The organism is Klenkia marina, assembly GCF_900101025.1.
In the GTDB taxonomy this organism is placed as follows: Bacteria; Actinomycetota; Actinomycetes; order Mycobacteriales; family Geodermatophilaceae; genus Klenkia; species Klenkia marina.
This window is the reverse complement of sequence record NZ_FMUH01000001.1, coordinates 1035932-1059475: the sequence shown is the minus strand read 5'-3', so window position 1 is coordinate 1059475 and position 23544 is coordinate 1035932. Positions and strand designations below refer to the sequence as shown.

The 23544-nt window shown below is 76.0% G+C and carries 25 protein-coding genes; 7 read left to right on the top strand and 18 right to left on the bottom strand.

Annotated elements, in window-relative coordinates:
- The first annotated feature begins 11 nt into the window (after positions 1-11).
- Positions 12-329, top strand: a complete 318-nt coding sequence (locus BLP29_RS05155) for a DUF4333 domain-containing protein (RefSeq protein ID WP_092800426.1) — start codon at positions 12-14, stop codon at positions 327-329.
- A gap of 7 nt (positions 330-336) precedes the next feature.
- On the opposite strand, the gene egtE is transcribed toward BLP29_RS05155, so the two are convergent.
- The 9 genes from egtE to egtA form a co-directional block, all read right to left on the bottom strand.
- Positions 337-1443, bottom strand: a complete 1107-nt coding sequence (gene egtE / locus BLP29_RS05150; RefSeq protein WP_092800423.1) for an ergothioneine biosynthesis PLP-dependent enzyme EgtE — start codon at positions 1441-1443, stop codon at positions 337-339.
- 22 nt (positions 1444-1465) lie between these two features.
- Entirely contained in the window at positions 1466-2338 is an 873-nt protein-coding gene (locus BLP29_RS05145; RefSeq protein ID WP_092800420.1) for an anti-sigma factor, read from the bottom strand.
- A complete protein-coding gene (locus BLP29_RS05140; protein ID WP_243469710.1) occupies positions 2319-2906 on the bottom strand; it encodes an RNA polymerase sigma factor in 588 nt (195 codons plus the stop codon). The genes BLP29_RS05145 and BLP29_RS05140 overlap by 20 nt, the downstream gene beginning before the upstream one ends.
- A 46-nt stretch (positions 2907-2952) precedes the next feature.
- Positions 2953-3639, bottom strand: coding sequence for a class F sortase (locus BLP29_RS05135; protein WP_092800413.1), 687 nt, complete (start codon positions 3637-3639; stop codon positions 2953-2955).
- 14 nt (positions 3640-3653) lie between these two features.
- Positions 3654-4472, bottom strand: a complete 819-nt coding sequence (locus BLP29_RS05130) for a DUF4397 domain-containing protein (RefSeq protein ID WP_092800410.1) — start codon at positions 4470-4472, stop codon at positions 3654-3656.
- Positions 4473-4560: 88 nt separating this feature from the next.
- A complete protein-coding gene (gene egtD, locus BLP29_RS05125; protein WP_092800407.1) occupies positions 4561-5529 on the bottom strand; it encodes an L-histidine N(alpha)-methyltransferase in 969 nt (322 codons plus the stop codon).
- On the bottom strand, positions 5526-6215 hold the full coding sequence (gene egtC / locus BLP29_RS05120) for an ergothioneine biosynthesis protein EgtC (protein ID WP_092800403.1): 690 nt from the start codon (positions 6213-6215) through the stop codon (positions 5526-5528). The genes egtD and egtC overlap by 4 nt, the downstream gene beginning before the upstream one ends.
- Before the next feature lie 5 nt (positions 6216-6220).
- Positions 6221-7483 (bottom strand): ergothioneine biosynthesis protein EgtB, encoded by a 1263-nt coding sequence (gene egtB / locus BLP29_RS05115; protein WP_092800399.1) that lies wholly within the window; start codon positions 7481-7483, stop codon positions 6221-6223.
- The gene (egtA, locus tag BLP29_RS05110) at positions 7480-8733 is read right to left on the bottom strand and encodes an ergothioneine biosynthesis glutamate--cysteine ligase EgtA (protein WP_092800396.1); all 1254 of its coding nucleotides are present in this window, start codon (positions 8731-8733) and stop codon (positions 7480-7482) included. The genes egtB and egtA overlap by 4 nt, the downstream gene beginning before the upstream one ends.
- Positions 8734-8912: 179 nt before the next feature.
- Here egtA and BLP29_RS05105 point away from each other — a divergent pair, with 179 nt between their 5' ends.
- On the top strand, positions 8913-9365 hold the full coding sequence (locus BLP29_RS05105) for a DUF309 domain-containing protein (RefSeq protein ID WP_092800393.1): 453 nt from the start codon (positions 8913-8915) through the stop codon (positions 9363-9365).
- A 6-nt stretch (positions 9366-9371) separates the two neighbouring features.
- On the opposite strand, the gene BLP29_RS05100 is transcribed toward BLP29_RS05105, so the two are convergent.
- Together BLP29_RS05100 and BLP29_RS05095 are read right to left on the bottom strand one after the other, a co-directional pair.
- Positions 9372-9992, bottom strand: coding sequence for a DedA family protein (locus BLP29_RS05100; protein ID WP_092800389.1), 621 nt, complete (start codon positions 9990-9992; stop codon positions 9372-9374).
- A 40-nt stretch (positions 9993-10032) separates the two neighbouring features.
- Positions 10033-10479 carry a MarR family winged helix-turn-helix transcriptional regulator gene (locus tag BLP29_RS05095; protein WP_092800892.1) on the bottom strand — a complete coding sequence of 149 codons (447 nt, stop codon included), beginning with the start codon at positions 10477-10479 and terminating at the stop codon, positions 10033-10035.
- A 75-nt stretch (positions 10480-10554) separates the two neighbouring features.
- Between BLP29_RS05095 and BLP29_RS05090 the strand changes: the two genes are divergently transcribed.
- The gene (locus BLP29_RS05090; protein ID WP_092800386.1) at positions 10555-11337 is read left to right on the top strand and encodes a hypothetical protein; all 783 of its coding nucleotides are present in this window, start codon (positions 10555-10557) and stop codon (positions 11335-11337) included.
- A gap of 3 nt (positions 11338-11340) precedes the next feature.
- Here BLP29_RS05090 and BLP29_RS05085 read toward each other — a convergent pair whose 3' ends face one another.
- Both BLP29_RS05085 and BLP29_RS05080 read right to left on the bottom strand, forming a co-directional pair.
- On the bottom strand, positions 11341-11850 hold the full coding sequence (locus tag BLP29_RS05085; RefSeq protein WP_092800382.1) for an HAAS signaling domain-containing protein: 510 nt from the start codon (positions 11848-11850) through the stop codon (positions 11341-11343).
- A complete protein-coding gene (locus BLP29_RS05080) occupies positions 11847-12188 on the bottom strand; it encodes a PadR family transcriptional regulator (protein WP_092800379.1) in 342 nt (113 codons plus the stop codon). The genes BLP29_RS05085 and BLP29_RS05080 overlap by 4 nt, the downstream gene beginning before the upstream one ends.
- Before the next feature lie 107 nt (positions 12189-12295).
- Here BLP29_RS05080 and BLP29_RS05075 point away from each other — a divergent pair, with 107 nt between their 5' ends.
- Positions 12296-13234, top strand: coding sequence for an ABC transporter substrate-binding protein (locus BLP29_RS05075; protein ID WP_092800376.1), 939 nt, complete (start codon positions 12296-12298; stop codon positions 13232-13234).
- A 133-nt stretch (positions 13235-13367) separates the two neighbouring features.
- Positions 13368-14225 carry an Fpg/Nei family DNA glycosylase gene (locus BLP29_RS05070; RefSeq protein ID WP_092800889.1) on the top strand — a complete coding sequence of 286 codons (858 nt, stop codon included), beginning with the start codon at positions 13368-13370 and terminating at the stop codon, positions 14223-14225.
- An 85-nt stretch (positions 14226-14310) separates the two neighbouring features.
- Here BLP29_RS05070 and BLP29_RS21465 read toward each other — a convergent pair whose 3' ends face one another.
- The 3 genes from BLP29_RS21465 to BLP29_RS05055 form a co-directional block, all read right to left on the bottom strand.
- Positions 14311-15432: a YrzE family protein gene (locus BLP29_RS21465; protein WP_243469698.1), complete on the bottom strand. Its 1122-nt coding sequence runs from the start codon at positions 15430-15432 to the stop codon at positions 14311-14313.
- A gap of 98 nt (positions 15433-15530) precedes the next feature.
- Positions 15531-16631, bottom strand: coding sequence for an MBL fold metallo-hydrolase (locus BLP29_RS05060; protein ID WP_243469697.1), 1101 nt, complete (start codon positions 16629-16631; stop codon positions 15531-15533).
- Between the two features lie 39 nt (positions 16632-16670).
- A complete protein-coding gene (locus BLP29_RS05055) occupies positions 16671-17531 on the bottom strand; it encodes a hypothetical protein (protein ID WP_092800370.1) in 861 nt (286 codons plus the stop codon).
- Positions 17532-17714: 183 nt separating this feature from the next.
- Here BLP29_RS05055 and BLP29_RS05050 point away from each other — a divergent pair, with 183 nt between their 5' ends.
- Positions 17715-19289 (top strand): cation:proton antiporter family protein, encoded by a 1575-nt coding sequence (locus tag BLP29_RS05050; RefSeq protein ID WP_092800367.1) that lies wholly within the window; start codon positions 17715-17717, stop codon positions 19287-19289.
- Between the two features lie 54 nt (positions 19290-19343).
- On the opposite strand, the gene BLP29_RS05045 is transcribed toward BLP29_RS05050, so the two are convergent.
- The gene (locus BLP29_RS05045; RefSeq protein ID WP_092800364.1) at positions 19344-21797 is read right to left on the bottom strand and encodes an FtsX-like permease family protein; all 2454 of its coding nucleotides are present in this window, start codon (positions 21795-21797) and stop codon (positions 19344-19346) included.
- Positions 21798-21800: 3 nt separating this feature from the next.
- Positions 21801-22568, bottom strand: a complete 768-nt coding sequence (locus BLP29_RS05040; RefSeq protein ID WP_243469696.1) for an ABC transporter ATP-binding protein — start codon at positions 22566-22568, stop codon at positions 21801-21803.
- A 305-nt stretch (positions 22569-22873) separates the two neighbouring features.
- On the opposite strand from BLP29_RS05040, the gene BLP29_RS05035 reads away from it, so the two are divergent.
- Positions 22874-23533: an HAD family hydrolase gene (locus BLP29_RS05035; RefSeq protein ID WP_092800358.1), complete on the top strand. Its 660-nt coding sequence runs from the start codon at positions 22874-22876 to the stop codon at positions 23531-23533.
- Positions 23534-23544: the final 11 nt, after the last annotated feature.

Below are 23544 nucleotides of genomic sequence, written 5' to 3'. Positions count from 1 at the left end.
GAGGAGACCCGATGACCGTCCGCACCCGCACCACCGCCGCCCTGCTGGGCCTGCCGTTCCTGGTCTCGCTGGCTGCCTGCGGGGCCGGGTCGGTGGACTCCGACGAGGTCGAGGACCAGGCCGAGACGCAGCTGCAGCAGCAGCTGGGCACCGACGTGCGCCCCGACATCGACTGCGAGGACGACCTCCCCGCCGAGGAGGGCGCCACGATCACCTGCGCGCTGACCGCCGACGGCCTCGACGGCACCTACGACGTCACGATGACCACCACGTCGGTCGAGGGCGACACCGCCAACTTCGACATCGAGGTGGCCGACACCCCGCGCTGACCTGCGGTCAGCCGGCGGCCAGCGCCGGCGCCAGGACGTCGAGCTCGGCGTCGGTGACGTCGAGGTGCGGGGACACCCGCAGCACCGGCGCGGACAGCTCGCCGGGCGCCCGGGCGGGCAGGCAGAGGGTCGTGAGGATGCCGTGCTCGGCGCGCAGCCGGGCGTGCGCGGTGACGACGTCCGGGCCGGTCAGCGTGGTGGCCGCGGTCGGCTCGTCCACCGGCTCCACCACCTGCCACCCGGGCACCCCGGCCAGCCGCTCGCGCACCGCCCGCCCGATGCCGGCCAGCCGCTCGCGCACGGCGACCGGCCCGGCGGCCAGGTGCTCGCCGACGGCCAGGGTCAACCCGACCCGCCCGGCGACGTGCGCGTCGTGCGTCTCGTAGGACAGCGCGTCGGCGGGGTCGCCCTGCACGGGGGTGAGCCCGGCCCGGAACGCCGGCCGGGTCACCAGGAAGCCCACGCCGCGCGGGCCGGCCATCCACTTGCGCGACGTGCCGTAGACCGCGTCGGCCGGGATGTCGCAGTCGACCTGGCCCAGCGCCTGCGCGACGTCGACGACCAGCGGCACCCCGGTCGCCCGGCAGAGCCGGGACACCTCGACCCACGGCTGGACGACGCCGCGGTGGCTGGCGACCGCGGTCAGGTGCACCGCGGCCGGTGGGGTGGAGCGCAGCAACCGGGCCAGCGCGTCGACGTCCACGCGCCCGAGGTCGTCGGCGGCCAGCACCTGCGGCTCGAGACCCTCGTGGGTGAGCCCGGCGAGGTTGCCGTGGTACTCGCCGGGCAGGACGGCGACCCGTGCCCCGGCCGGCAGCCGCCAGGCGTCGAGCAGGATCCGCACCGACGACGACGCGCTCTCGGTGAACGAGACGTCGGCGGCGGCCATGCCGACCAACCCGGCCAGCACCGAGCGCCCCTGCTGCAGCAGCATCTCCGCCGACTCCTCGGCCAGGTACCCGCCGACCTCGGCCTCGTGCCGCGCGTGGTGGGCCACCGCGTCGAGCACCTTGGTCGACTGGCGGCTGCACGCGGCCGAGTCCAGGTGCACCCCGGCGGGGCGGGGACGGGCAGCACGCCAGGCGGCGCCGAGCTCGGGGTGGGGGAGGGTCACCGGGCCATTCTCCCGGTCGTGCTCAGCCGAGTGTGCCGCGGGCGATCGAGTCGGTGGAGTGCTCGGGGTCGCCGTCGAAGGGCTCGAGGGAGACGTCGACGGTGTCGTAGTCGGCGAGGTCGACCCCGTCGGGCACCACGAAGCTGCCCGAGGCGCCCTGCAGCGTGCCCAGGGACAGCGCGCCGGAGTCGGCCGAGAGCAGCCAGACCTCGTAGAAGCCGTCCCCGGTGTCGGCCGGGGGCGCGGTGAGCTGCACGGTGAGGTCCAGCTGGCCGTCCAGGTCGCGCAGGGTGGCCTCGCCCCGGCTGTCCCAGTCGCCGAAGGGGTCCAGCTGGGCGGCGGCGACCGCGGTGCCGGGGTCGGGGCCGGTCGGCCCGGGGGAGGAGGGCCCACCGCTGGTCACGGCGGCGCCGACGGCCACCCCGACGAGCAGACCGGCGGCCACCGCGCCGACGACCAGCCAGCGTCGCGTCGTCGACCGCCGGGCGGGGGCCGGGGTGCCCGCGGGCGTCCCGTCGACCGCCTGGACGGCGTCGTCGACGGCGTCGTCCTCGGCCGGGGTGGGCAGGGACCGGAGGGTGGGCGCGGACGCCTGCGAGGGAGCGGGGCCATCGGCCGGGCTGGGCAGTCCGACCAGGGCGGGGCCGGCGGCGGCCCGGGGGGCGCTGGAGACACCGGTCTGCGCGGCGATGGCCGCCCACACGCGGTCGGGCACGGGGATGTCGGGCCCGTCGTCGGCGGGCAGCCCGGAGGTGTCCAGGGCGTCGACGGCGCGGCCGAGCGAGGCCACCTCGGCCGTGCAGGAGGAGCACGCGGCGATGTGGTCGGCGTCGGCGGGGGACAGCGGCTCACCCAGCGCGGCGAGGGCGAGGTCCTCAGGGCTGCAGTGCGGCACCGTCCACCTCCAACCGGTCGCGCAACCGCTCCAGGGTGCGTCTGATGTGGCTCTTGACCGTGCCCAGCGGGATGCCGGTGCGGGCGGCGATCTCGCTGTGCGTCAGGTCGGCGAAGAACGCCAGCTCGATGATGCCGCGCTGGGGCTGCCCCAGGCGTTCCAGCTCGCCGAGCACGAGCACCCGGTCGGTGACGGTGCGGTCGAGGGGGTCCGGTGCGGTCGGGGTGACGGTGCCGGCCGCCTCGGCCGCCCGGCGGTCGCGTTCGCGACGGGCCCAGACGTCGGCGATGCGGTGCCGGCAGATCCCGGTCAGCCAGGCCGGGAGCGGCCCGGCGTCGGGCCGGTAGCCCGCACGGCCGGTCCAGCCCGACACGAAGGCCTGCTGCACGACGTCCTCGGCGTCCGGGCCGGGGCCCAGGGCGCGGACGGCCATGCCGTGCAGCCGGGCACCCCACCGCTCGTACGCCCACGCCAGCGCGCGCTCGTCGCCGGCGGCGAACCGGCGGCCGACTTCCTCGTCGGTCGGGTCGACGGGTGCGCCCTGCTCGGCCCCGGGGGGCACGTCCATGGCGACCACGCGATCGACCCTAGGGCTGACCTGCGCAAGCGGCATGTCAGACCGGTTCCGCGACCACGACGACGTTGTCCTCGTAGGACCGGATGTCGGCCAGGAACGGGCCGCCGCAGGTGATCATCACCAGCCGGGGCGGGCCGGTGCGGGCGAACAGGTCGGCCAGCGGCACCGACTGCTTGCTGAACTCCTCGCGGGCCACGACCTGCCACGTGGTGGTGCCGCCGGCGGCGTCGGCGACCTGCACCTGGTCGCCGACCGAGGCCCGGGACAGCGGGGACAGGGCGCCGAGGCCCTGCTCGACGTCGTCGACGTGGCCGGCCAGCACGGCCGAGCCCTCGACCGCGCCGGGGGCGGGCCCGAACCGGTACCAGCCGACCCGGGACACGTCCTCGGGGATGGTCATGTTCCCGTCCGGCTCGACGCCGACCGCGTCGACGGGTGCGTCGATGCCGAGCGCGGGCACGGTCAGGCGCACCGGGTCCGGCAGGGCGACGGCCGGTTCCGGCGTGGCCGGGCGGGTGGTCACCGGGGGCAGGGACCCGGAGGACCCGGAGGACCCGGCCCCGGCGGACGGCGCCGCCGGGGCCGGGGTGCTGGCGACCACCTCGGCGACCGGGGGGCCCTCCGACGTCCCCGGCCGGGTGAGCAGCCAGGCGGTCGGCACGCCGACCACGAGCAGCACGCCCAGCACGACGAGGACGACGGGGAGGCGGACCCTGGAGCGCATGGGTGGTCGCCGCGTCAGCGGCGCTCGGCGGTCAGCCGCCGGGCGCCGAGACCGAGGACGACCATGCCGAGCACGGTGGCGCCGACGACCGGCAGCGGCAGGCCGGGGTCGACGAGGCCGGCCGAGCCGCCGGGGACGCCGGACGGGCTCGAGTGCGTGCCCTCGATGGTCTGGACGGCGAGCTGGTACCCGGCGTCGGCCGAGCCCCACGCGTAGACGACGGTGGACGTGCCCTCTGCCAGCGTCAGGTCGGCCGGGCCGATGGCCACGGTGTCGGTGCCGGCGAGCACGACGTCGGCGGACACGGTGCCCGGCGCGGTCTCCAGGGACGCCTCGCCCGGGTTGGTCAGGTTCGATGCGATGACCGCCCCGTTCGCCCGGACGTCGACGGCGGGGGCGGCCGCGGTGTGCCGCACGGTCACCCGCGCCTGGCCGGCCGGCACCGCGGAGGTGTCGTTGACGTAGGGCGTCAGGACCGGGGTGCCCTCGGGGGTCAGGTGCGCGGCGACGGTGGCGTTCGCCCCGGCGGGGACGGCGACGTCGTCGGCCTTCGCGGCCGGCTGGGTGGTCGCCGGGTCGGACCCGGCCGGGTAGATCGCGAGGTCGTACTCGCCGGCGGGCAGCTGGAGCGGGTCGGTGAGCGTGCCCGGCTGGAAGTCGGGGATCAGCTCCTCGCCGTTGGCGTAGACGTCGACCGGCACCCCGGGGACGGCGTGCAGTACGGAGACGGTGGCGGTGTCCGCGGCCGCGGCGGGGGTGGCGGCGAAGGCCACGGCGCCGAGGGCGAGCGCGCCGGTGGCGCCGGTGGCGAGGGTCCTGCGGAGGGGGGTCATGGTCGGTCCTTCCGTGGGGGGTGTGCGGTGCTCTCACCCCCTCTTCCGGCCCGACCCCCCACCCGGATGCACGATCCCGGGAGAATCCTCAGACGGGTGTGGCCAGGGTCAGCGCGAAGTCGCCGTCCGGGTCGGTCCAGCACTCGGCGACCCGCAGCCCGGCCGCCGCCAGCTCGGCGGCCACTCCCTCGACGGTGAACTTCGTGGACACCTCCGTGCGCAGGTCCTCGCCGGCGGCGAACGGGACGTCGAGGTCCAGCGCGCCGACGTGCACCACCTGGTCCCGGGTCGAGCGCAGGCGCATCTCGATCCACGAGTGCTCGGCGTCCCACACCGCCACGTGCTCGAAGGCGTCGAGGTCGGCGTCGGCGTCGAGCTCCCGGTCGACCACCGCCAGGACGTTCTTGTTGAAGGCCGCGGTGACCCCCGCGGCGTCGTCGTAGGCGGCGACCAGCCGGCCGGTGTCCTTGACCAGATCGGTGCCCAGCAGGAACCAGTCGCCGGGGTCGAGCATCGCGCCGACGTCGGCGAGGAAGGATGCCCGCGCGGCGGGCTCGAAGTTGCCGATGGTCGAGCCCAGGAAGGCCACCAGCCGGGTGCCCTCGCGGGGCAGCTTGCCCAGGTGCTGGGTGAAGTCGCCGACCGCGGCGTCCACGGCCAGGTCGGGGAACCGCTCGCCGATGACCTGCCCGGCGTACCGCAGCACCGACGCGTCGACGTCGAAGGGCACGAACCGGCGCAGGGTGCCGGCCGTGGTCAGCGACTCCAGCAGCAGCTGGGTCTTCTCCGACGTCCCGCTGCCCAGCTCGACCAGGGTGTCGGCTCCCGAGAGCACGGCCACCTCGTCGGCGTGCTCGACCAGGATGGCCCGCTCGGCCCGCGTCGGGTAGTACTCGGGCAACCGGGTGATCTCGTCGAACAGCTCGCTGCCGCGGGCGTCGTAGAACCAGGTGGGCGGCAGCGTCTTGGGCGTGGCGGTCAGGCCGGCCCGGACGTCGGCGCGCAGCGCGGCGCCGGCGTCGACGGGGCCGAGGTGGTCGGTCAGGGTGAAGCTCACTGCAGTGCCTCCAGGGCGGTGCCGTCGGGGGTGACCGTGACGAGGTGCCGGTCGGGGACGTCGGTCCAGCGGGGGTCGTCGTCGTAGGGCTCGCTGGCCAGCACGGTGCCCTCGTCGAGCTCGAGCACTGAGAGCGTGTCGCCCCAGGTGGTGGCCAGCAGCCGGGTGCCGTCGGTGGCCAGCAGGTTCAGCCGGGCCGCGGGGTCCGCCGTCCCGACCTGGACGACGACGTCGCCGAGCGCGTCGACGCCGCGGGCGAACACCACCGCGGCGAGCTGCGCGCTGTCGCAGACCGACTCCGCACCCGGCGCGGGCGGCAGCACGGCGCGGTCGACCCGGCCGTTGTGCGAGAGCAGCCAGCGGCCGTCGGTGAACGGCGCCGCGGCCGACTCGTCGATCGGCATGCCGACGGTCGCCGAGCGGACGGCGGCCAGGATGCAGGACGACGCCACCGCCGGTGCCACCGAGGCGAAGGACGCCGAGCCCCACAGCGGGGTGGCCGCACGCCAGCGGGCGGGCTCGGCGCGGTCGGGGCCCCACCAGCCCACGCCCCAGCCGTCGGCGTTGACCGTGCCGTGCCGCTGCCGCCGGGGTGCGTAGGACTGCACGAGCAGCGAGGACGGCGGCTCCAGCACCAGCGAGGCCAGCGTGCGCGGTCGGCCCAGGTACGCGATGTGCCTACACACGGTGCCTACGCATCCCAGGCCAGCCGCACCCCGCTGAACACCTGGCGGCGCTGCGGGTGGTCCCAGTTGCGGAAGCTCGGCCGCAGTATCGAGGGCCCCACCGACCAGGCCCCGCCGCGCAGCACCTTGTAGTCGCCGCCGAAGAACGGGGCGGAGTAGTCGGCGTAGAGCATCGGCGTGAAGCCCGGCCAGGCGGTGAAGTCCGACGACGTCCACTCCCAGACGTCGCCCATCAGCTGCTCGACCCCGTACGCCGAGGCGCCCGCGGGGTAGGCGCCGACCGGGGCCGGGCGCAGCGCCGTGCCGCCGAGGTTCGCGTGCTGCGCGGTCGGGTCGGCGGACCCCCACGGGTACCGGCGGCGCCGTCCGGTGGCCGGGTCCCAGGCGGCGGCCTTCTCCCACTCGACCTCGGTGGGCAGCCGGGCACCGGCCCAGCGGGCGTAGGCGTCGGCCTCGAACCAGGTGATGTGCTGGACCGGTTCGTCACCGGGCACCTGCTCGGTGACCCCGAACCGGGTGCGGGTGCCGTCGCCGTGCCAGGTCATCGGGTGCGCCAGGCCCATGTCGGTGCGCACCTGCCAGCCCCTGTCGGTCCACAGCTCGGGCCGGGCGTAGCCGCCGTCGCCGATGAACTGCGCGTACTCGGCGACGGTGACCGGCACCCGGCCGATCTCGAACGCGGGGACGTCGACGGTGTGCGCGCCCCGCTCGTTGTCCAGGCTGAACGGCTCGGTGGTCCCGTCGACGCCGATCTCGACGGGTCCGCCGGGCACCAGCACGCGGGTGCCGGCCACCCCGGGGCGGCCGGGCGGGAGCGGGCTGCCGGCGCCGAGCAGCGCCGGGCCCGAGCGCAGCTGGAGGGCCTGCAGCATGGTCTCGTCGTGCTGCTGCTCGTGGCTGACCACCATCGCCACCTCGAAGGCGTCGGCGTCGCCGATGCGGTCCAGCACCCGCTCGCGCACCTCGGCCACGTACCGGCGGGCGTCCACCGGCGGCAGCAGCGGCAGCTGGGCGCGCACCGCGCGGGGGTGGGTGAAGGCGTCGTAGAGCTGCTCGACCTCGGGGCGCAGGATGCCGCAGCGCCCGGCCTCGCCGCCGCGCAGCAGCCAGAGGTCCTCCTGCTGGCCGATGTGCGCGAGGTCCCAGACCAGCGGGCTCATCAGCGGGTCGTGCTGGCGCAGCAGCTCGGGCTCGTCGAGGTCGGTGAGGTGCAGGGTGCGCTCGCGGGCGGCGGCCAGGTCGCGCACCACGGTGTCGATGTCGGTCATGCCAGGTCCTCTCCGGAGGTGGCCGCGAGCAGCGCGGCCTCGGGCCCGGACGTCCGGGCGGTGGTCAGGACGGCGTCGCCCGGGCCGCGGCCGGCCTCGACCAGCTCGGCGAGGGCGTGCAGCTCGGGGCGGAGATCGGCGGGTCCGCGGTCGGCGGCCGCCGCCAGGCAGGCCCGGGCGGCCTCGTGCAGGGCGGGGTCGGCCAGGCCGTGCCGGGCGGCGTCGTCCCACCGGCCGACGACGGGCAGGCAGGCCTCGGCGGCGCGGTCGGCGGCCACCGGGTCGTCGAGCACCGTGGCGGCGAGCGCGGCGAGGGCGGGCCAGGCCGGGCTCGCGTCGAGGTAGCGGATCTCGAGGAACCCGCGCAACCGCACCGGCGGGAACAGGGTGGTCAGGTGGTAGTCGAGGTCCCCGGTCGAGGGGCGGCGGCCACCCAGCAGCGTGCGGCCGGACGCCCAGTCGGCGAAGGGCACCCGGCTGGTGACCGCCTCGGCGCCGCCGTCGTCGGTCCAGCGCACCAGCATCACCGGGGCGGCGAGGGCGTAGTCGGCCCACTCATCGGCCGGGTCGCGGCGCCCGAGCAGCGGGCCGCAGCGCGCCTGGTCGAGGTCGCCCCACACCTGCTGACGGGTCGAGGCCCAGCCGGTCTCGCGCCCGGCCAGCATCGGGGACGACGCCGACACGGCCACCAGCACCGGGCCCAGCGCATGGGCCAGCGCGACCCGGTCGTGCTGCTCGGCCCCCGCCCCGGCCTCGAGGTTGAGCTGCACCGAGGCCGTCGAGGTCATCATGGCCGCGCCGGCGCGGGCGCAGCCGACGGCGGCGAAGTGCCGTTCCATGGCCAGGTACCGCTGACCGGGGCTGACCCTCGCCGCCGGGCGCAGCGGGTCGGTGCCCAACGGGGCCAGGCCGAGCCCCACCTCGCCGAGTGCGGTGCGCACGACGACGGCGTCGGCGCGCAGCGCGGCCACGGCGCCGGCGACGTCGTCGCGGGGCGGGCCGGACAGCTCGACCTGGCCGCCGGGCTCCAGGGTCACCCGGCTGCCCCCTGGCAGCGCGGGCAGCGCCGCGACGGCGGTGGTGACCCGGGCCCACGGCACCCGCGCCCCCGGGTCGGCCAGGTCGACGAGGTGCGCCTCCAGCTCCAGGCCCACTGGACCCGGGTCCGCGGGGGTCAGCGCGCCGCGCTGCACGTGGGCGCGGGCGTCGTCGACCCCGGCCAACGGGACGAGCTGCTCGGTGTCGTGCATGGCCGAAGCCACCCCCTCCAGGTCCGGACCGGTCGGTGACGACCGCGGGTCGGTGCGGGGGCGACTCGCGCGCGTGGTGCGGGCCGTCCTCGTCGTCCAGGGTGCCCCTCGTGCACGGCCGACGCCACCCCGGGGGGTGTCCGTGCACCGGGTGGACCGCAGGTGGTGGAGTGGGGGACATGCCACCGCGGGACCGGGACGACGAGGGCCGGGCGCGCAGTGCCCGGCCGCGCGACGGGCTGGGCCGACCGCTGCCCTACGGGGTGCCCGGCGAGCCGCGCGCCCCGGAGGGCGTCGTCCGCACACCGGCGCAGACCCTCGCCGAGGCGCAGGAGCTGCTCGACGCCGGGCGACCGTTCCACGCGCACGAGGTGCTCGAGGACGCCTGGAAGACCGGGCCGGCCGAGCAGCGCGAGCTCTGGCGCGGGCTGGCCCAGCTCGCCGTCGGGCTGACGCACGCCGCCCGCGGCAACCTCGCCGGGGCGCGCACGCTGCTCGACCGGGGCGCGGGGCACACCGCGGCGGCCGCCGAGGTCGCCGCCGAGCTGGGCGTCGACGCAGCGGGGCTGGCCCGGTGGGCACGAGGGGTGGATCCCGTCGACCCGGGCCCGCCACCGCGGCTGCGGGGCTGAGCCGGCTCAGGCCGGGGCGCCCGCCGGGACGGCCCGGACGGCGCGGCGTCGGCGGACCAGCTTCAGGGCGAGGACGACGGCCACCAGGACGCCGACCGCGAGCGGGACCGTGGCGTAGAGGTCGGGGTCCAGCGGCGGGACCAGCGAGGCAGCGGTGGTGCCGCTGACGACCAGCACGGTCGCCCAGGCGGTGGCCCCGGCGAGCTGGGCCACGGTGAACCGGCGGTAGGACACCCCGGCGGCGGCCGCCGCCCGCGGGGTCAGTGTGCGGGTGCCGGCCACGCACTGCGCCACGGCGACGACGACGAGCGGGTGCTGACGGAGGCCGGCGAACACCCGGGAGAGCAGGCGGCGCAGGCGGCCCTTCACCTTCGCGGGGGCGTCGCTGTGCTGGCCGCGCCACCACGACAGGTGCGCACCGGCGACCGTGGCCGCGGTGACCACGCCGATCACCAGCGGCAGCGGCAGCCCACGGTTCACCGACAGCCACCCGGCCGCCAGGGCCGCGGTGCTGCCGGGCAGCAGCATGCCGGCGAGGAAGCCGGACTCCACGACCAGGACGAGCGCGATCACGGCCAGCCCGGTGCCCCGCGGGGTGTCCAGGAAGGCGCGCAGCAGGTCGTCCACCGCCCGGTGGTGCCCCGCCGGGCGGCGGGCCGAACATGGCTCAGCCGGTCGGGTGGCGCAGGGCCTCCACCGCGCGGTGCAGGAAGGCGGTGACCACCCGGACGTCGTCGTCCGGCATGTCGGCCAGGACGTCGGCGACCCGGTCCGCCATCGGGACGAAGAACTCGCGGGCCAGCTCGCGGGCCCGGTCCTGCACCCGGAGCACCACCTGCCGGCGGTCGGTGCTGCTGCGCTCGCGCACCAGGTGCCCGGCGCGCTCGAGCCGGTCGACCAGAGCGGTGGTCGCGGGGGAGGACAGCCGCAGCTCGGTGGCCAGCAGCCCCGGGGTCATCTCGCGCCCGGCCGCCGCGGCGCCCACCACGACGGCCAGGGCGTCGAGGTCGGTGCGGTGCAGGCCGTGCGTGTCGCCGAAGACGGCCGACGTGCGGTTGCTCTCGACGGTGAGCCGGCGCAGCAACAGGGCCACCTCGCGGTGCGCTGCGTCCATCGTCACCCCCGGTTTGGACCGTTTACTTCGACGGTAGAGACATCTGGTCGTCGAGAACCGTGCGAGGAGACAACCATGAAGGACAGCACCCGGGTCGTGGCGGTCGTGGTGGCCGCCGTCGCCCAGATCGTCGGCAGCCCGCTGGGCACCGCCCTCTCCGGCCGCAGCGTCGGCGACGTCAGCGACGGGGCCCGCTCGCTGGTCACCCCGGCCGGCTACGCGTTCTCGATCTGGGGTCTGGTCTTCCTCGGCTCGCTGGCCTGGGCGGTCTTCCAGGCCCTGCCCTCGCAGCGCACGCGGCTCGTGCACCGGGTGACCGGCTGGCCGCTGGCGCTGGCCTTCCTCGGCAACACCGTGTGGGAGGTCGTCTACCCCCTGGGCGGCGTCTGGCAGTACGTGGCCCAGGTGGTCATCTTCGGCATCACCGCCGCCGCGGCCGTGGGCTTCGCCCGGCTGCAGCGCCCCGACGTGCAGCGCGACCTGACCGGGGCGGCCCGGGTGCTCCCCGCCGCCACCGCCGGGCTGCTGCTGGGCTGGGTGACCGTGGCGCCGGTGGCCAACGTGGGCAACACCGGTGTCGCGCTGGGCGCGGACCCCTCCGCGACGTACTCGACGGTCGCGGCGGTCGCCGCGCTGGTGGCGGTCGCGCTGATCGGGTCGTTCGTCGTGCTGAACGCCGAGGTGGCGGCCGGCCCGTTCGCCGCGGCCGTCGTCTGGGGCGTGCTGGCCATCGCCGCGGCCGGTGGTCCGCTGCCGGTGGCGGTCGCCGCCGTGGGGGCCGCCGCGGTCGTGGTGGTCGCGCTCGGCGTGCGGGCCGCCGCGCCGCGGGTCAGCGCCCGCGCCCTGCTGGTCGGCTGACCCTCAGCGGATGACCAGGATCGCCAGCCAGCCGACCAGGACGATCGCGACCGGGATCAGGTAGAAGGTGAACGCCGCCCACCGCGGGGTGCGCACCAGCGGTCGACCTGTGCGCGGGTCGAGCACCTCCCGCGAGCGGCGGCCCACCATGTACGCCGGCGGGATGCCCACGGCCACGCCGGTCGCCAGCCAGAGCCAGCCCGAACGGCCCAGCCAGGGCTCGTCCAGCAGCACGGCGAACGCGCCCTGCCCGATGAGCCAGCCGGCGGCAGCGGCCAGCACGAGCGTGGTCACGGTCCACCAGCGGGGCGGCTTCCGGTGTTCGTCGGTCAGGCTGCGGGCGTAGTCGCGGGGGCTGCCGAAGGCCTCGGCGGGGTCCTCGCCGGTCTCGGCCACGTGGCTCTCGACCTCGGCGACGATCTCGCCGATGCGGTCGGCGGGCACCTCCTGCAGGCGCAGGTGGAGCACGAGGGACTGGCGGTAGTCGGTCACCGTCTCGGGGGTGGCGCTCATCGGGTGCTCCTCGGGTCGGGGAGCAGGCTGCGGGCCTGCTCGGTGAACGTGTGCCAGGCGGCGCTGCGGCGGGCGAGGTGGTCGCGACCGGCCGGGGTGGCGGCGAAGAACTTGCGGCCGGGCCCGCCGACGCCCTCGCGCCACGACGACGTCAGCAGGCCGTCGGCCTCCAGCCGGTTGAGCACCGGGTAGAGCGTGCCGCCCTTGACCGTGCCCAGCCCACCGGCCTGCAGCCGTTGGGCGACCGCGTAGCCGTACGTGTCCTCCTCGGCGACGGCGGCCAGCACCGCCAGGGGCAGCACCGCCCGCAGCCACTCGGTCGGGATGTCGTCGTCCATGAGTAGAACGTAGCGGTTACTAGTCAGGCTCGTCAACTAGTGGAGTCCCCGGACAGCTGAACGGGTGTGGTTAAGGTGAGCCTCACCTAATCAACAGGAGGCGCTCGGTGACCCGTCGGAACATGCTGCCCGTGCTCGTGCTGGCCCTCGGGCTCACCGCGTGCGGGTCGGAGGTCGAGGCCCCGCCCGGTGCGGCCGGCGCGGAGACCCGGACGGTGGTCCACGCCGTCGGCACCACCGAGGTCACCGGCACCCCCGAGCGGGTCGTGGTCATGGACACCGGTGAGCTCGACGCCGTCACGTCCCTGGGTGTGGTGCCGGTGGGCACGGTGGAGACCGAAGGACTGCTGGAGGAGCTGGCGACCACCCACGACTTCGACGCCGAGGACGTCGCGGTGGTGGGCACCATCGCCGAGCCCGACCTCGAGGCCGTGGCCGCGCTGCGGCCGGACCTGATCCTGACCAACTCGGTCCGGCACGAGGCGCTGTACGAGCAGCTGTCGGGCCTGGCGCCCACCGTGATGACCGGCGACCTCGGTGCGGTGTGGAAGGAGAACTTCCGGCTGTCGGCCGAGGCGATGGGCATGTCCGCCGAGGCCGAGGAGATCCTGGCCGACCACGAGCAGCGGGTCGGCGAGATCGCGGCGGCGTGGGGGGACCCGTCCGCCACCGAGGTGTCGGTGCTGCGCTTCATGGGCGGCGGCCAGATCCGCGCCTACGCCCGGGGCTCGTTCATCGGCAGCGTGCTGGAGGACGTCGGGTTCACCTGGCCCACGGCGCTGGACAGCACCGAGAACCGGGTGGAGCTGGTCCCCGAGACGCTCGACCTGGTCACCGCCGACGTCGTCTTCTGGTCACCCGGCTTCACCGACGAGGGCAGTGGTGAGGCGGCCTCCCTGCAGACCGGGGGCCTGTGGACCACGTTGCCGGCCGTGGCCTCGGGCGACGCGCACGAGGTCGACGACGCCCGCTGGTTCCTCGGCCTGGGCCCGTCGGGCGCGGACCTGGTCCTCGACGACCTGACGGAGATCGCCGCCTCCCGCTGACCCCGCCGCCCCCCTGCTGCCCAGCCCTCGCCTCGCGTGGTAACGGCTTGCCGCGGCCGATCGCCGGTGGGGCTCCCCCCGACCGGGGGACGACCGTTGGACGCGGTGTAGCCCCGAGGACGACGATGTGCCCATGCCTGAGCTGCCGGAGGTCGAGGCCCTCGCTGCGTTCCTGCGGGAGAACGCGGTGGGCAAGGTCGTCACGCGGGTGGACCTCGCCGGCATCCAGTCGCTGAAGACCTTCGACCCGCCGCTGTCGTCGCTGGCCGGGCTGGAGGTCACCGGTGCCTCGCGCACGGGCAAGTTCCTCGACCTCGACGTGTCGGGCATCCACCTGGTGGTGCACCTGGCCCGTGCGGGGTGGCTGCACTGGCGTGCGGAGCTGCCGACTGCCCCACCCAAGCCGGGCAAGGGGCCGCTGGCGGTGCGCGTCCACCTCGACGACGGTGCGGGCTTCGACCTCACCGAGCAGGGCACGCGCAAGGGGTTGGCGGTCTACGTCGTCCGGTCGCCGTCCTCGGAGGTGCCGGGGATCGCCCGGCTGGGCCCCGACGCCCTGGCGGTCGACGCCGAGGCCTTCGCGGCCCTCATGAAGGGCCGGAAGGGCCAGCTCAAGGGGGCGTTGACCGACCAGACGCTGGTCTCGGGCATCGGCAACGCCTACTCCGACGAGATCCTGCACGTGGCGAAGCTGTCGCCGTTCAAGGGCGCCGACAAGCTCACCGACGACGAGGTGCTGCGCCTCTACGACGCCGTCCGCACGACGCTGACCGACGCGCTGGAGCGGCAGGTCGGGCAGCAGGCCGCGAAGCTCAAGGGCGAGAAGCGCGCCAACCTGCGGGTGCACGCCCGCACCGGCCTGCCCTGCCCGGTGTGCGGGGACACGGTGCGCGAGGTCTCGTTCGCCGACACCTCGCTGCAGTACTGCCCGACCTGCCAGACCGGCGGAAAGCCGCTGGCCGACCGCCGGATGTCCAAGCTCCTGCGCTGACTCCGGCCGACTGTGCAGTTGCGGTCGCTGCCTCCGGTGCGCCGGGGCGGGTCGACGATCGCAACTGCACAGTCGAGCGGGGGGGTCAGGCCTCGACGGGCTCGAAGGCGGCGCGGTCGACCTTGCGGTGGTAGTGCGAGCCGAGCTTGCCGCCGAGCATCGCGCCCAGCAGCGTCACGACGAGCACCGCGCCCAGGGCGATGAAGCCCGCGGTGGTGGCGGTGCCCGACTCGACCGGCAGCGCCGGCAGGTTCAGCTGGTCGAACACGTTGTACTGCGTGCCCAGAACCAGCCCGGCCAGCGCGGCGAGCACGGTCACGATGACGCCCCACAGCCATACGCCCAGGCCCTGCTTGGTGCCGTTGAACCGGGCCATGCGACCGGCCACGTACCCGCCGGCGAGGTAGGCGATGAACAGGACGACGAGCAGCGCGATGGCGGCGCCGAGGCCGATGCCGGAGTTCGCCTGGTCGGCGGCGTCCTGCGCGGTGCCGAGGGTGGAGTAGAGGCCGAACGCCAGGCCCGCGGCCGACAGCACGGCCAGCAGGATCACCGCGATGCCGACGGCGCTCATCCACCCGAAGAACGCCGAGCCCATGTGCAGGCCGCCGTAGCGGGCGCGCTGGGCGGCGGCCATCTCCTTGGCGGTCGTCGGGATGACCGCCCCGGTGCGGTCTTCGCGGCCGTCCCCGTCCCGGTCGACGGCCCGCTCGTGGACCCCGTCGTGGGTCCTGCCGTGGACACCGTCGTGGGCCCGGTCGTGGCCGACCGGCGCGACGGGTGCGACGGGTGCGACGGGTGCATGGTGCGTGTGCTCGCGGTCCCGGCCGTCGACGACCGGCGCGACGACGGTGTCCTGCCGATCGTGGCCGTCCCCGGCGAGGTGGTCCCGGCGGTCGTGGTCGTGCCGGTCGGTGCCGTACCCGGCCACGTGGTCGTGGTCGTGCCGGTCGCTGACCCGGTCGGCCAGGCCGTCGGCCGGGTGGTGGGTGTCCCGGTTGCCCGGGGCGTGCGGGCCGTCGGTCACCGCGCCGTACCCGGCGGTGGGCCCGTTGCCGGCGGCCGCAGGGGCGGTGGACAGGTTGCCCGGCGCCTGGGGGGCCGCGCCGAGGGGCGCGGCGGTGCCGTGCCGGCCCGCGTCGGGGTCCAGCGGGGCGGCGCTCGAGCCGGTGGCGGGGGGCGTGGTGCCCCGGGTGTCGTCGGCCATCGTGCGACCTCCATCTGGGCTGCGCCGGTGCCACGTCGGCACCGACCGTCGGTGATGGGTGCCCGGGGGAGGCCGCCGTCAACCGCGACGCGCTCCGGTCAGGCGGTCGCGGACCACCAGTCGGGTGTGGTCGGCGTCCCGTCGGTGAGGTCGAGCCGCTCGCCGGGCCGGGGGACGACGACCGGCACGTCCCCGGCCGCGGCCAGCAGCCGCTCGACCGGCTCGGCCCAGCCGTGGAAGGCCAGGTTGAACGTGGCCCAGTGGATGGGCAGCAGGACCTGTCCGCCGAGGTCGCCGTGCGCCCGCACCGCTTCCTCGGGGTTCATGTGGATCGCCGCCCACTGCTCGTTGTAGGCGCCCACGGGCAGCAGGGTGAGGTCGAAGGGGCCGTGCTGCGCGCCGATCGCGGCGAAGGCCGGGTGGTAGCCGGTGTCGCCGCCGAAGAACACCCGGTGCCGGGGCCCGGACACCACCCACGAGGACCACAGGGTGTCGTCGCGCGTCAGGCCGCGGCCGGAGAAGTGCCGGGCCTCGGCGCAGACCAGGGTGAGCTCGCCGACGCGGTGCACGCCGTCCCAGTCGAGCTCGACCACGCGCTCGGCCGGCACGCCCCACCCGCGCAGGTGCACCCCGATGCCGAGCGGCACGACGAAGGGCGCGGTCTGCTCGCGGACCAGCCGGCGCACGGTGGGCAGGTCGAGGTGGTCGTAGTGGTCGTGGCTGATGAGCACGGCGTCGACCTGCGGGATCTCCTCCAGCGGGCCGGGCGCCGGGTGCAGCCGCTTGGGGCCGACGACCGCCGACGGCGACACCCGCTCGCCCCACACCGGGTCGACCAGCACCCGGTGCCCGTCGACCTCGAGCAGGGCGCTGGCGTGCCCGAACCAGGTGACGGCGAGCTCGGCGGCCGCGGTGGGCAGCTCGGGGCGGACCAGCGGCACCGGCTGCGACGGCACCCCGGCCTTGCGGCCCTTGCGGGCCTCGCGCAGCAGGTCGCCGCTGCTGCCGGGGCTCAGGGACGAGGTGGGCACGGTGTTGCGGAACCTGCCGTCGGAGTGGTGCTCGGACCCGGCGACGAACGGGCGCACCGCACGGCGGCTGGCGCCCATCGCGACGGGCACCCCCCAGGCGGCGCGGGCCAGGGCGGCCGCGGGGACGGCGAGGACGGCGGTCAGGACGGCGGAGCGCAGGGACGGCACGCCCACCAGCATCCCCGGCGCAGCTGTGCGGCGCCCGGGTCAGCCCCCGTCGGTCGTCGCGCCCCCGCTCGTCGGCTGCTGGGCCGTCGGGTCGGTGGCCGTCGGGTCGGTGGTCGGCGTCGCGGTGGTGGTCGGGCCCGGTCCGGTCGGGTCGGTGGTCGCCGTCGGGTCCGTGCTGGTGGGCGGCGTGGTGCCGGAGGGGGTCGTGCTGGGCGGCGTCGTGGTCTCGCCGCTGGTCGCGCCCTCCGCCGGTGTCGTCGGCTCGGTCGGGGTCGGGGTCGGGGTCGGGGTCGGCTCGGTGGTGGGCGGGGTACTGCCGGGCGCCGTGCTGCCCGGGCCCGGCGTGCCGGGCGGAGCGGTGGTGCCGGCGCCCACCGGCGCCTCGTCCACCGGGGCCTCGTCGCCGGGCTGGGTGACCGGGACGTCGGTGGTGGCGCCGCCCGGGTCGAGCGCGCCGGGATCGGGGGCGGGTGAGGGCGCGGTGGGGTCCACCGGGCGGGGCGTGGAGTCAGCCGGGGTGCCGGGGTCGGTGGTCGCCGCGCTGCTGGGCGTGGCGCCCACGACGGCGGCGTCCGTGGTGGTGCTGGTGCGGGCGGCCGGGGAGGCCGAGACCGGCGGGACCGCGGCGCGGGGCGCGTCGTCGGACTGCGCGGCGGGGGAGGCCGCGGCCAGCAGGGTGAGCCCGCCGACGGCGACCGCGCCCAGCCCGACGGCGGCGACCGGGGCGGTTCGGCGGCGCAGGCGACGGGGCCGCGGGCGGCGCACGACGCGCACCGGCGGGGCAGGGGGCACCTCGGCGGCCGGGGTGATGAGCGGCAGGGGGTTGGTGTCGGCGTGCCGCCCGTAGGTGGCGGCGTCGGGGTCGATCCACGGCTGCCGGGCGTCGTCTGGAGTGGTCATCACCTGTGAACCCCCGTCCTCGGTACCTGCCCATGGCACCACGGATGGGGACGGCGCGCACCTGTGACCTGCGCAGACGTCGCTCAGCGTCCTCGATCCAGCACGCAGCGACGGGCGCGCCGGAGCCCGCATGCGGCCCCGGGTGGGCCAGGATCACCTGCGACCACCCGCGAGAGGGGACCTGTGGACGACGTCTCGGCCATCCTGCTGGCCGTCCTGCTCGGCGGGGTGGCCGCCGGGCTGCTCCGGCTGCCCCCGCTGCTGGGGTTCCTCGCCGCGGGCTTCGTGCTCTACCCGCTGGGGGTGCAGGCCCCGCCGGAGCTCGGCACCGTCGCCGACCTCGGCGTCACCGTCCTGCTGTTCGGGGTGGGCCTGAAGATCGACCTGCGCTCGCTGGTGCGCAAGGAGGTCTGGCTGACCTCCAGCGTGCACGCACTGGTCAGCACCGCGGTCACCGCCGGCCTGCTGGGGCTGCTCGCCGTCCTCGGGGTGGGCCTGGCCGCCGACGGCGGACCGCGTGCGTGGCTGCTCATCGGGTTCGCGCTGTCGTTCTCCAGCACCGTGTTCGTGGTCAAGGTGCTCGAGGAGCGCGGCGCCACCCAGACGCTGACCGGGCGGCTGGCGATCGGCGTCCTGGTCATCCAGGACCTGCTGGCCGTGGTCTTCCTCGCCGTCGCCGAGGGCAAGGTGCCCAGCCCGTGGGCGGTCCTGCTGGTGCTGCTCGTGCCGGCCGCCCCGCTGCTGCGCCGGCTGCTGGGCCGGCTCGGGCACGACGAGATGCTGCCGCTCTACGGGATCGTGCTGGCCCTGGTGCCCGGTTACGCCCTGTTCTCCGCGCTGGGCGTGAAGGGCGACCTCGGGGCGTTGCTGCTGGGCATGCTGCTGGCCGGGCACCCCCGCTCGGCCGAGCTGGCCAAGTCGCTGTTCTCCATCAAGGACCTGCTGCTCGTCGGGTTCTTCGTCTCCATCGGGCTCGCCGGGCTGCCCACCGGCGGCGAGCTGGTGATCGCCGGGGCGCTCCTGCTGCTGCTCCCGGTGCAGGCGTTCGTGTTCGTCGTCCTCTTCTACCTGGCGCGGCTGCGGCGGCGCACCGCCGTCTTCACCTCGACCGTGCTGACCAACTTCTCGGAGTTCGGGCTGATCGTGGTGGTGGCGCTGCCCGACGACCTCCTCGACCCCGGCTGGGCCGCCCCGCTGGCCGCGGCCGTGGCGGCGTCCTTCGTGCTGCCCTCGCTGGTGGGTGACCGGCCCGACCAGCTCGTCGACGTGCTGCGCCGCTGGCTGCCCGACCGGCCCACCGAGCGGTTGCACCCCGACGACCGGCCGCTGGACCTCGGCGACGCCCAGGCCGTCGTCCTCGGCATGGGGCGGGTCGGGTCGTCCGCGCACCGGCGGCTGACCGTGCAGTACGGGCTGCGGGCGATCGGCATCGAGGCCGACGGCGACCGGGTGGCCCAGCTGCAGGCCGAGGGGGTGCACGCCATCGAGGGCGATGCCACCGACCCGCGGCTGTGGGAGGAGCTCGAGCTGCACCACGTCGAGCTCGTGCTGCTTGCCATGCCCGCCCACGACAACAACCTGGCCACGCTCACCCGGCTGCGCTCGCACGGCTTCACCGGCACGGTCGCCGCGGTGACGCAGTTCGACGACGACCTCGCCGAGGTGCTCGACGAGGGCGCCGACATCGGGTTGCAGCTGTACGAGGGCGCGGGGGCCGAGCTGGCCGACCGCGCCGTCCAACGCCGTCCGGCCGAGTGACCGCACCGCGCCGCCCCGGTGACCGGGGCGGCGCGGCGGCCGGGCCGCGACGGGCTACGCGGCGATCGCGGCCACCGGGGGCGTGCGGGCCGCGCGGCGGGCCGGCAGCACGCTGGCCAGCAGCCCGGCGACCGTGGCGACGACGACGATCGCACCCACCTGCGCCCACGGGATGCTCACCACGGTGCCCTCGGCCGACAGCGAGCCCAGCACCGAGGCGGCGCCGACCACGCCGTACCCGCCGCCCAGCAGCACGCCGATCACCGCGGCCACCCCGGCGACCAGCACGGCCTCCCAGGCGAGCAGGCCGCGCAGCTGACCCCGGGTCAGCCCCAGCGCCCGCAGCAGCCCGCTCTCCTGGCGCCGCTCGACCACCGAGAGGGCGAGGGTGTTGCCGACGCCGATGAGGGCGATCACGACGGCGACCCCGAGCAGGCCGGTCACGACGAGCAGCAAGGTGTCCAGGACGTCGTCGAGCGCGGCGCGCTCGCTGGCGATGCCCGTGACGAAGGCGGTGGGCACCGCGGTGCCGGCGACGTCGGTGATCGCCTCGATCGCGGCGGCGGTGTCGGTGCCGTCGTCCAGGCGCAGCCAGACCTGGCCGACCGTGGCCTCCGGGTCGAGGGCGGCCAGCTCCGTGGCGGTGAACCGCGGGGTGTAGACGTCGGTGGTCCCCAGCACCGTGGTGAACGTGAGCGAACGGTCGTCGGCCGTGAAGGTCACCGGGTCGCCGGCGCCCACGCCGAACTGCTCGGCCAGGTAGGGCGGCAGCACGACCTCGCCCTGGGCGGGCAGGGGCTGGTCGGTGGCCGACCGGAGCACCGGCAGGGTGGCGGGGACGTCGAAGCCCTCGGCCTGCCACAGCTCGCCGTCGGGTCCGGTGACCTCGCCCCCGGTGACCGGCACGCCCTGGGACACCCCGTCGACGGCCTCGAGCTGGCCGAGCAGCGACGTCGGCAGCCCTGCGGTCTGGTCCTGCACGATGACGTCGGTGGGGTAGGCGGCGTCCAGGCCGGCGGAGGCGGTGGCCCGGGTGGAGGCCGCACCGACCACCATCGCCGTCGTCAGGGTGACGCCGATGACCAGCGCGGTGGCGGTGGCCGCCGTCCGGCGGGGGTTGCGGGTCGCGTTGCCGGCCGCCAGCCGGCCGGGCACGCCGCCGGCCCGGCCGAGCAGCCGGCCGGCCGCGGCGACCACCGGCGGGACGGCGCGCTGGGCGAGCAGGATCGCGCCCAGGAAGCTCAGCACCCCGCCGGGCAGCGCGACGAGCACCTCGCTGACCGCCGCGCCCCACACCAGCAGGGCGGCGCCGGGCACGAACAGCAGCAGGCCGAGCACCAGCCGCAGCACCCCCGACCGCGAGCGCAGCGGGGCGGCGTCGGTCGGGCGCAGGGCGGCCAGCGGGGCGACCCGGGTGGCGGCGCGGGCGGGGGCCAGCGCCGCGACCAGCGTGGTGACGACGCCGACGACCAGCCCGGAGACGACGGCGAGCCACGGGACCGAGACACCGGACAGCGGGATCGGCGAGTCCAGGGCGCCGGCCAGCGCGGAGACCCCCGCGGCCAGCCCGATGCCGCCGAGCACGCCGAGCACGGAGGCCGCGATGCCGGTGACGAGGGCCTCGCCGAGCACGCTGCGACGGATCTGGGCGGACGTCGCCCCGACGCAGCGCAGCAGTGCCAGCTCGCGGGTGCGCTGGGCCAGCAGGACGGCGAACGTGTTGGCGATGACCAGGCCGGCGACCAGCACGGCGACGGTGGCGAAGACGAGCAGGACGACGGCGAGCGCGTTCGAGCCGCCGGTGAGGGCGGCGGCCTTCGCCTCGGCGGCCTCGGTGCCGGTCTGCAGGGTGACCGCGCGGGTGGCGATCGCGGCCTGCAGGGCGACCGGGTCGGGGTCGCCGGCGACGAGCAGCTCGGTGGCCCAGCCGTTCCACTGCTGGATCTGCGCCGGGGTCACGAAGCCCTGCGTGTAGAGCCCGCCGGTGATCGACCCGGACACGTCGACCAGGCCGGTGACGGTGAGGTCGCCGGTGAGCTCGGCGCCCTCGGCGTCGTAGGTGGTGAACGGCACCCGGTCGCCGACGGCGACGTCGGAGTCCGCGGACAGGGCGATCTCGCCCGGTCCGGTCGGGAAGCTGCCGGCGGTGAGCTGCTGCCAGCGCAGCTCGGGTGCGTCGGCGACGGCGCCGACCGACACGTAGCGGGCGCCGGTGGTGCCGGGCAGGACGGTCTGCAGCGAGGTGTCCCAGTCGGGCGCGACGGCGGTGACTCCGGGGACGGCGGCGACGGCGTCGGCCTGGTCGGCCAGGTCGTCGCTCTCGGTGGAGGAGAGCACGTAGTCGGTGCCGGTGTACTGGGCGCCGACCGCGTCGAGCACGGTGGACTTGGCGGTCTGGTTGAGCACCAGCGTGGCGACGACGAACGCGACGGCGATGACGATGGCGGTCATGGAGGCGACCAACCGGCCGGCGTTGGCCCGCACCTGGGCGAGGAGCACGCGGTTCACGGCTCAGCCGCCCAGCCCGCGCAGCGCGTCGATGACGGCGTCGGCGGTGGGGTGGTGGACCTCGCCGGCCAGCCGGCCGTCGGCCAGCAGCACCACGCGGTCGGCGTAGGCGGCCGCGACCGGGTCGTGGGTGACCATGACGACGGTCTGGCCGGTCTCGCGGACGCTGGAGCGCAGCAGGCCCAGCACCTCGGCGCCGACCCGGCTGTCCAGGTTGCCGGTGGGCTCGTCGGCGAACACGACGTCGGGGCGGGGCAGCAGGGCGCGGGCGACGGCGACGCGCTGCTGCTGGCCGCCGGAGAGCTCGTAGGGGCGGTGCCCCAGCCGGTCGCGCAGGCCCAGCCGGTCGACGACGTCGTCCATCCAGGCGCGGTCGGGGCGCTGGCCGGCCAGCTGCATCGGCAGCGTCATGTTCTCCTCCGCGCTGAGCACGGGCAGCAGGTTGAACGCCTGGAACACGAAGCCGATGCGCTCGCGGCGCAGCTTGGTCAGCTGGTCGTCGCGCAGCCGGGTGAGCTCGGTGTCGCCCAGCCAGACCTGCCCGGCGGTGGCGGTGTCCAGCCCGGCCAGGCAGTGCATGAGCGTGGACTTGCCCGAGCCGGAGGGGCCCATGATCGCGGTGAACCGGCCGCGCTGGAACTCGACGTCGACCCCGGCGAGGGCGTGCACCGCGGTCTCGCCGGAGCCGTAGGTCTTGGTCAGCCCGGTCGCGCGGACGGCGGCGGTGGTCGGCGGCGCCTCGCCGGGGACGGTCATCACGGGTACGGACACAGGTGCTCCTCGGACGGGGATCGCGGACTGCACCCACCCTCGCGGCGGAGGGGGTCTGCCCGCGTCGGAGCTGGGTCCCGACTGTCGGGACCCTGTGCTGCACCCCAGGGTGGACCCGTGTCATCCCCGGGGAGGACCGGGCCCTCGGTGGGCGGGGCGGGGGTGGAGGTGGTGGACTGGGGGCAGCACCGCAGCCGACGGACCAGCGGTGATGCCCCGACCTGCGTAAAGATTGATTACCGGGGTACCGTCCTCGCACCGCCGCGGCCAGCAGCGCGCCGCGGCCCCAGAAGCGAGGTCACTGCGTGTCCGCTCTCCTCTTCGGGTCCATCAGCACGATCGCCGACACCTCCGAGCTCCAGCGCGAGTCGTTCAACGAGGCCTTCGCCAGCCACGGTCTGGACTGGCGTTGGGAGGGCGAGGAGTACCGCGAGCTGCTGCGGGGCAACGGCGGCGCCGACCGCATCGCCGCCTACGCCGCCGAGCGCGGCCAGGACGTCGACGCCGCCGCCGTGCACGCCACCAAGTCCGAGCTGTTCCAGCAGAAAGCCCTCGCCGGTGGGCTGACCGCCCGCCCGGGCGTTCTCGAGACGCTGCGCAGCGCCAAGCACGCCGGCGGCAAGGTCGCGCTGGTCACCACCACCTCGCCGGCCAACGTGGCCGCGGTGCTGCAGGCCACCGAGGGCATCGAGCCGGCCGACTTCGACCTGCTGGTCGACAACGCTCAGGTCGGCGAGTCCAAGCCCGACCCGGCGTCCTACGCCTACGCGCTGCAGACCCTGGGCGAGCAGGCCGCCGACGCCGTGGCCGTCGAGGACAACGTGGGCGGGGTCCAGGCCGCGCAGGCCGCCGGGGTCGAGGTGCTGGCCTTCCCGAACACGAACACCGCCGGGCACGACTTCGGGTCGGCCCGGGTGGTCGACCAGCTCGCCACCGCCGACCTGCCCACCGGGCTCCAGGGCTGAGGGGGCCGGTC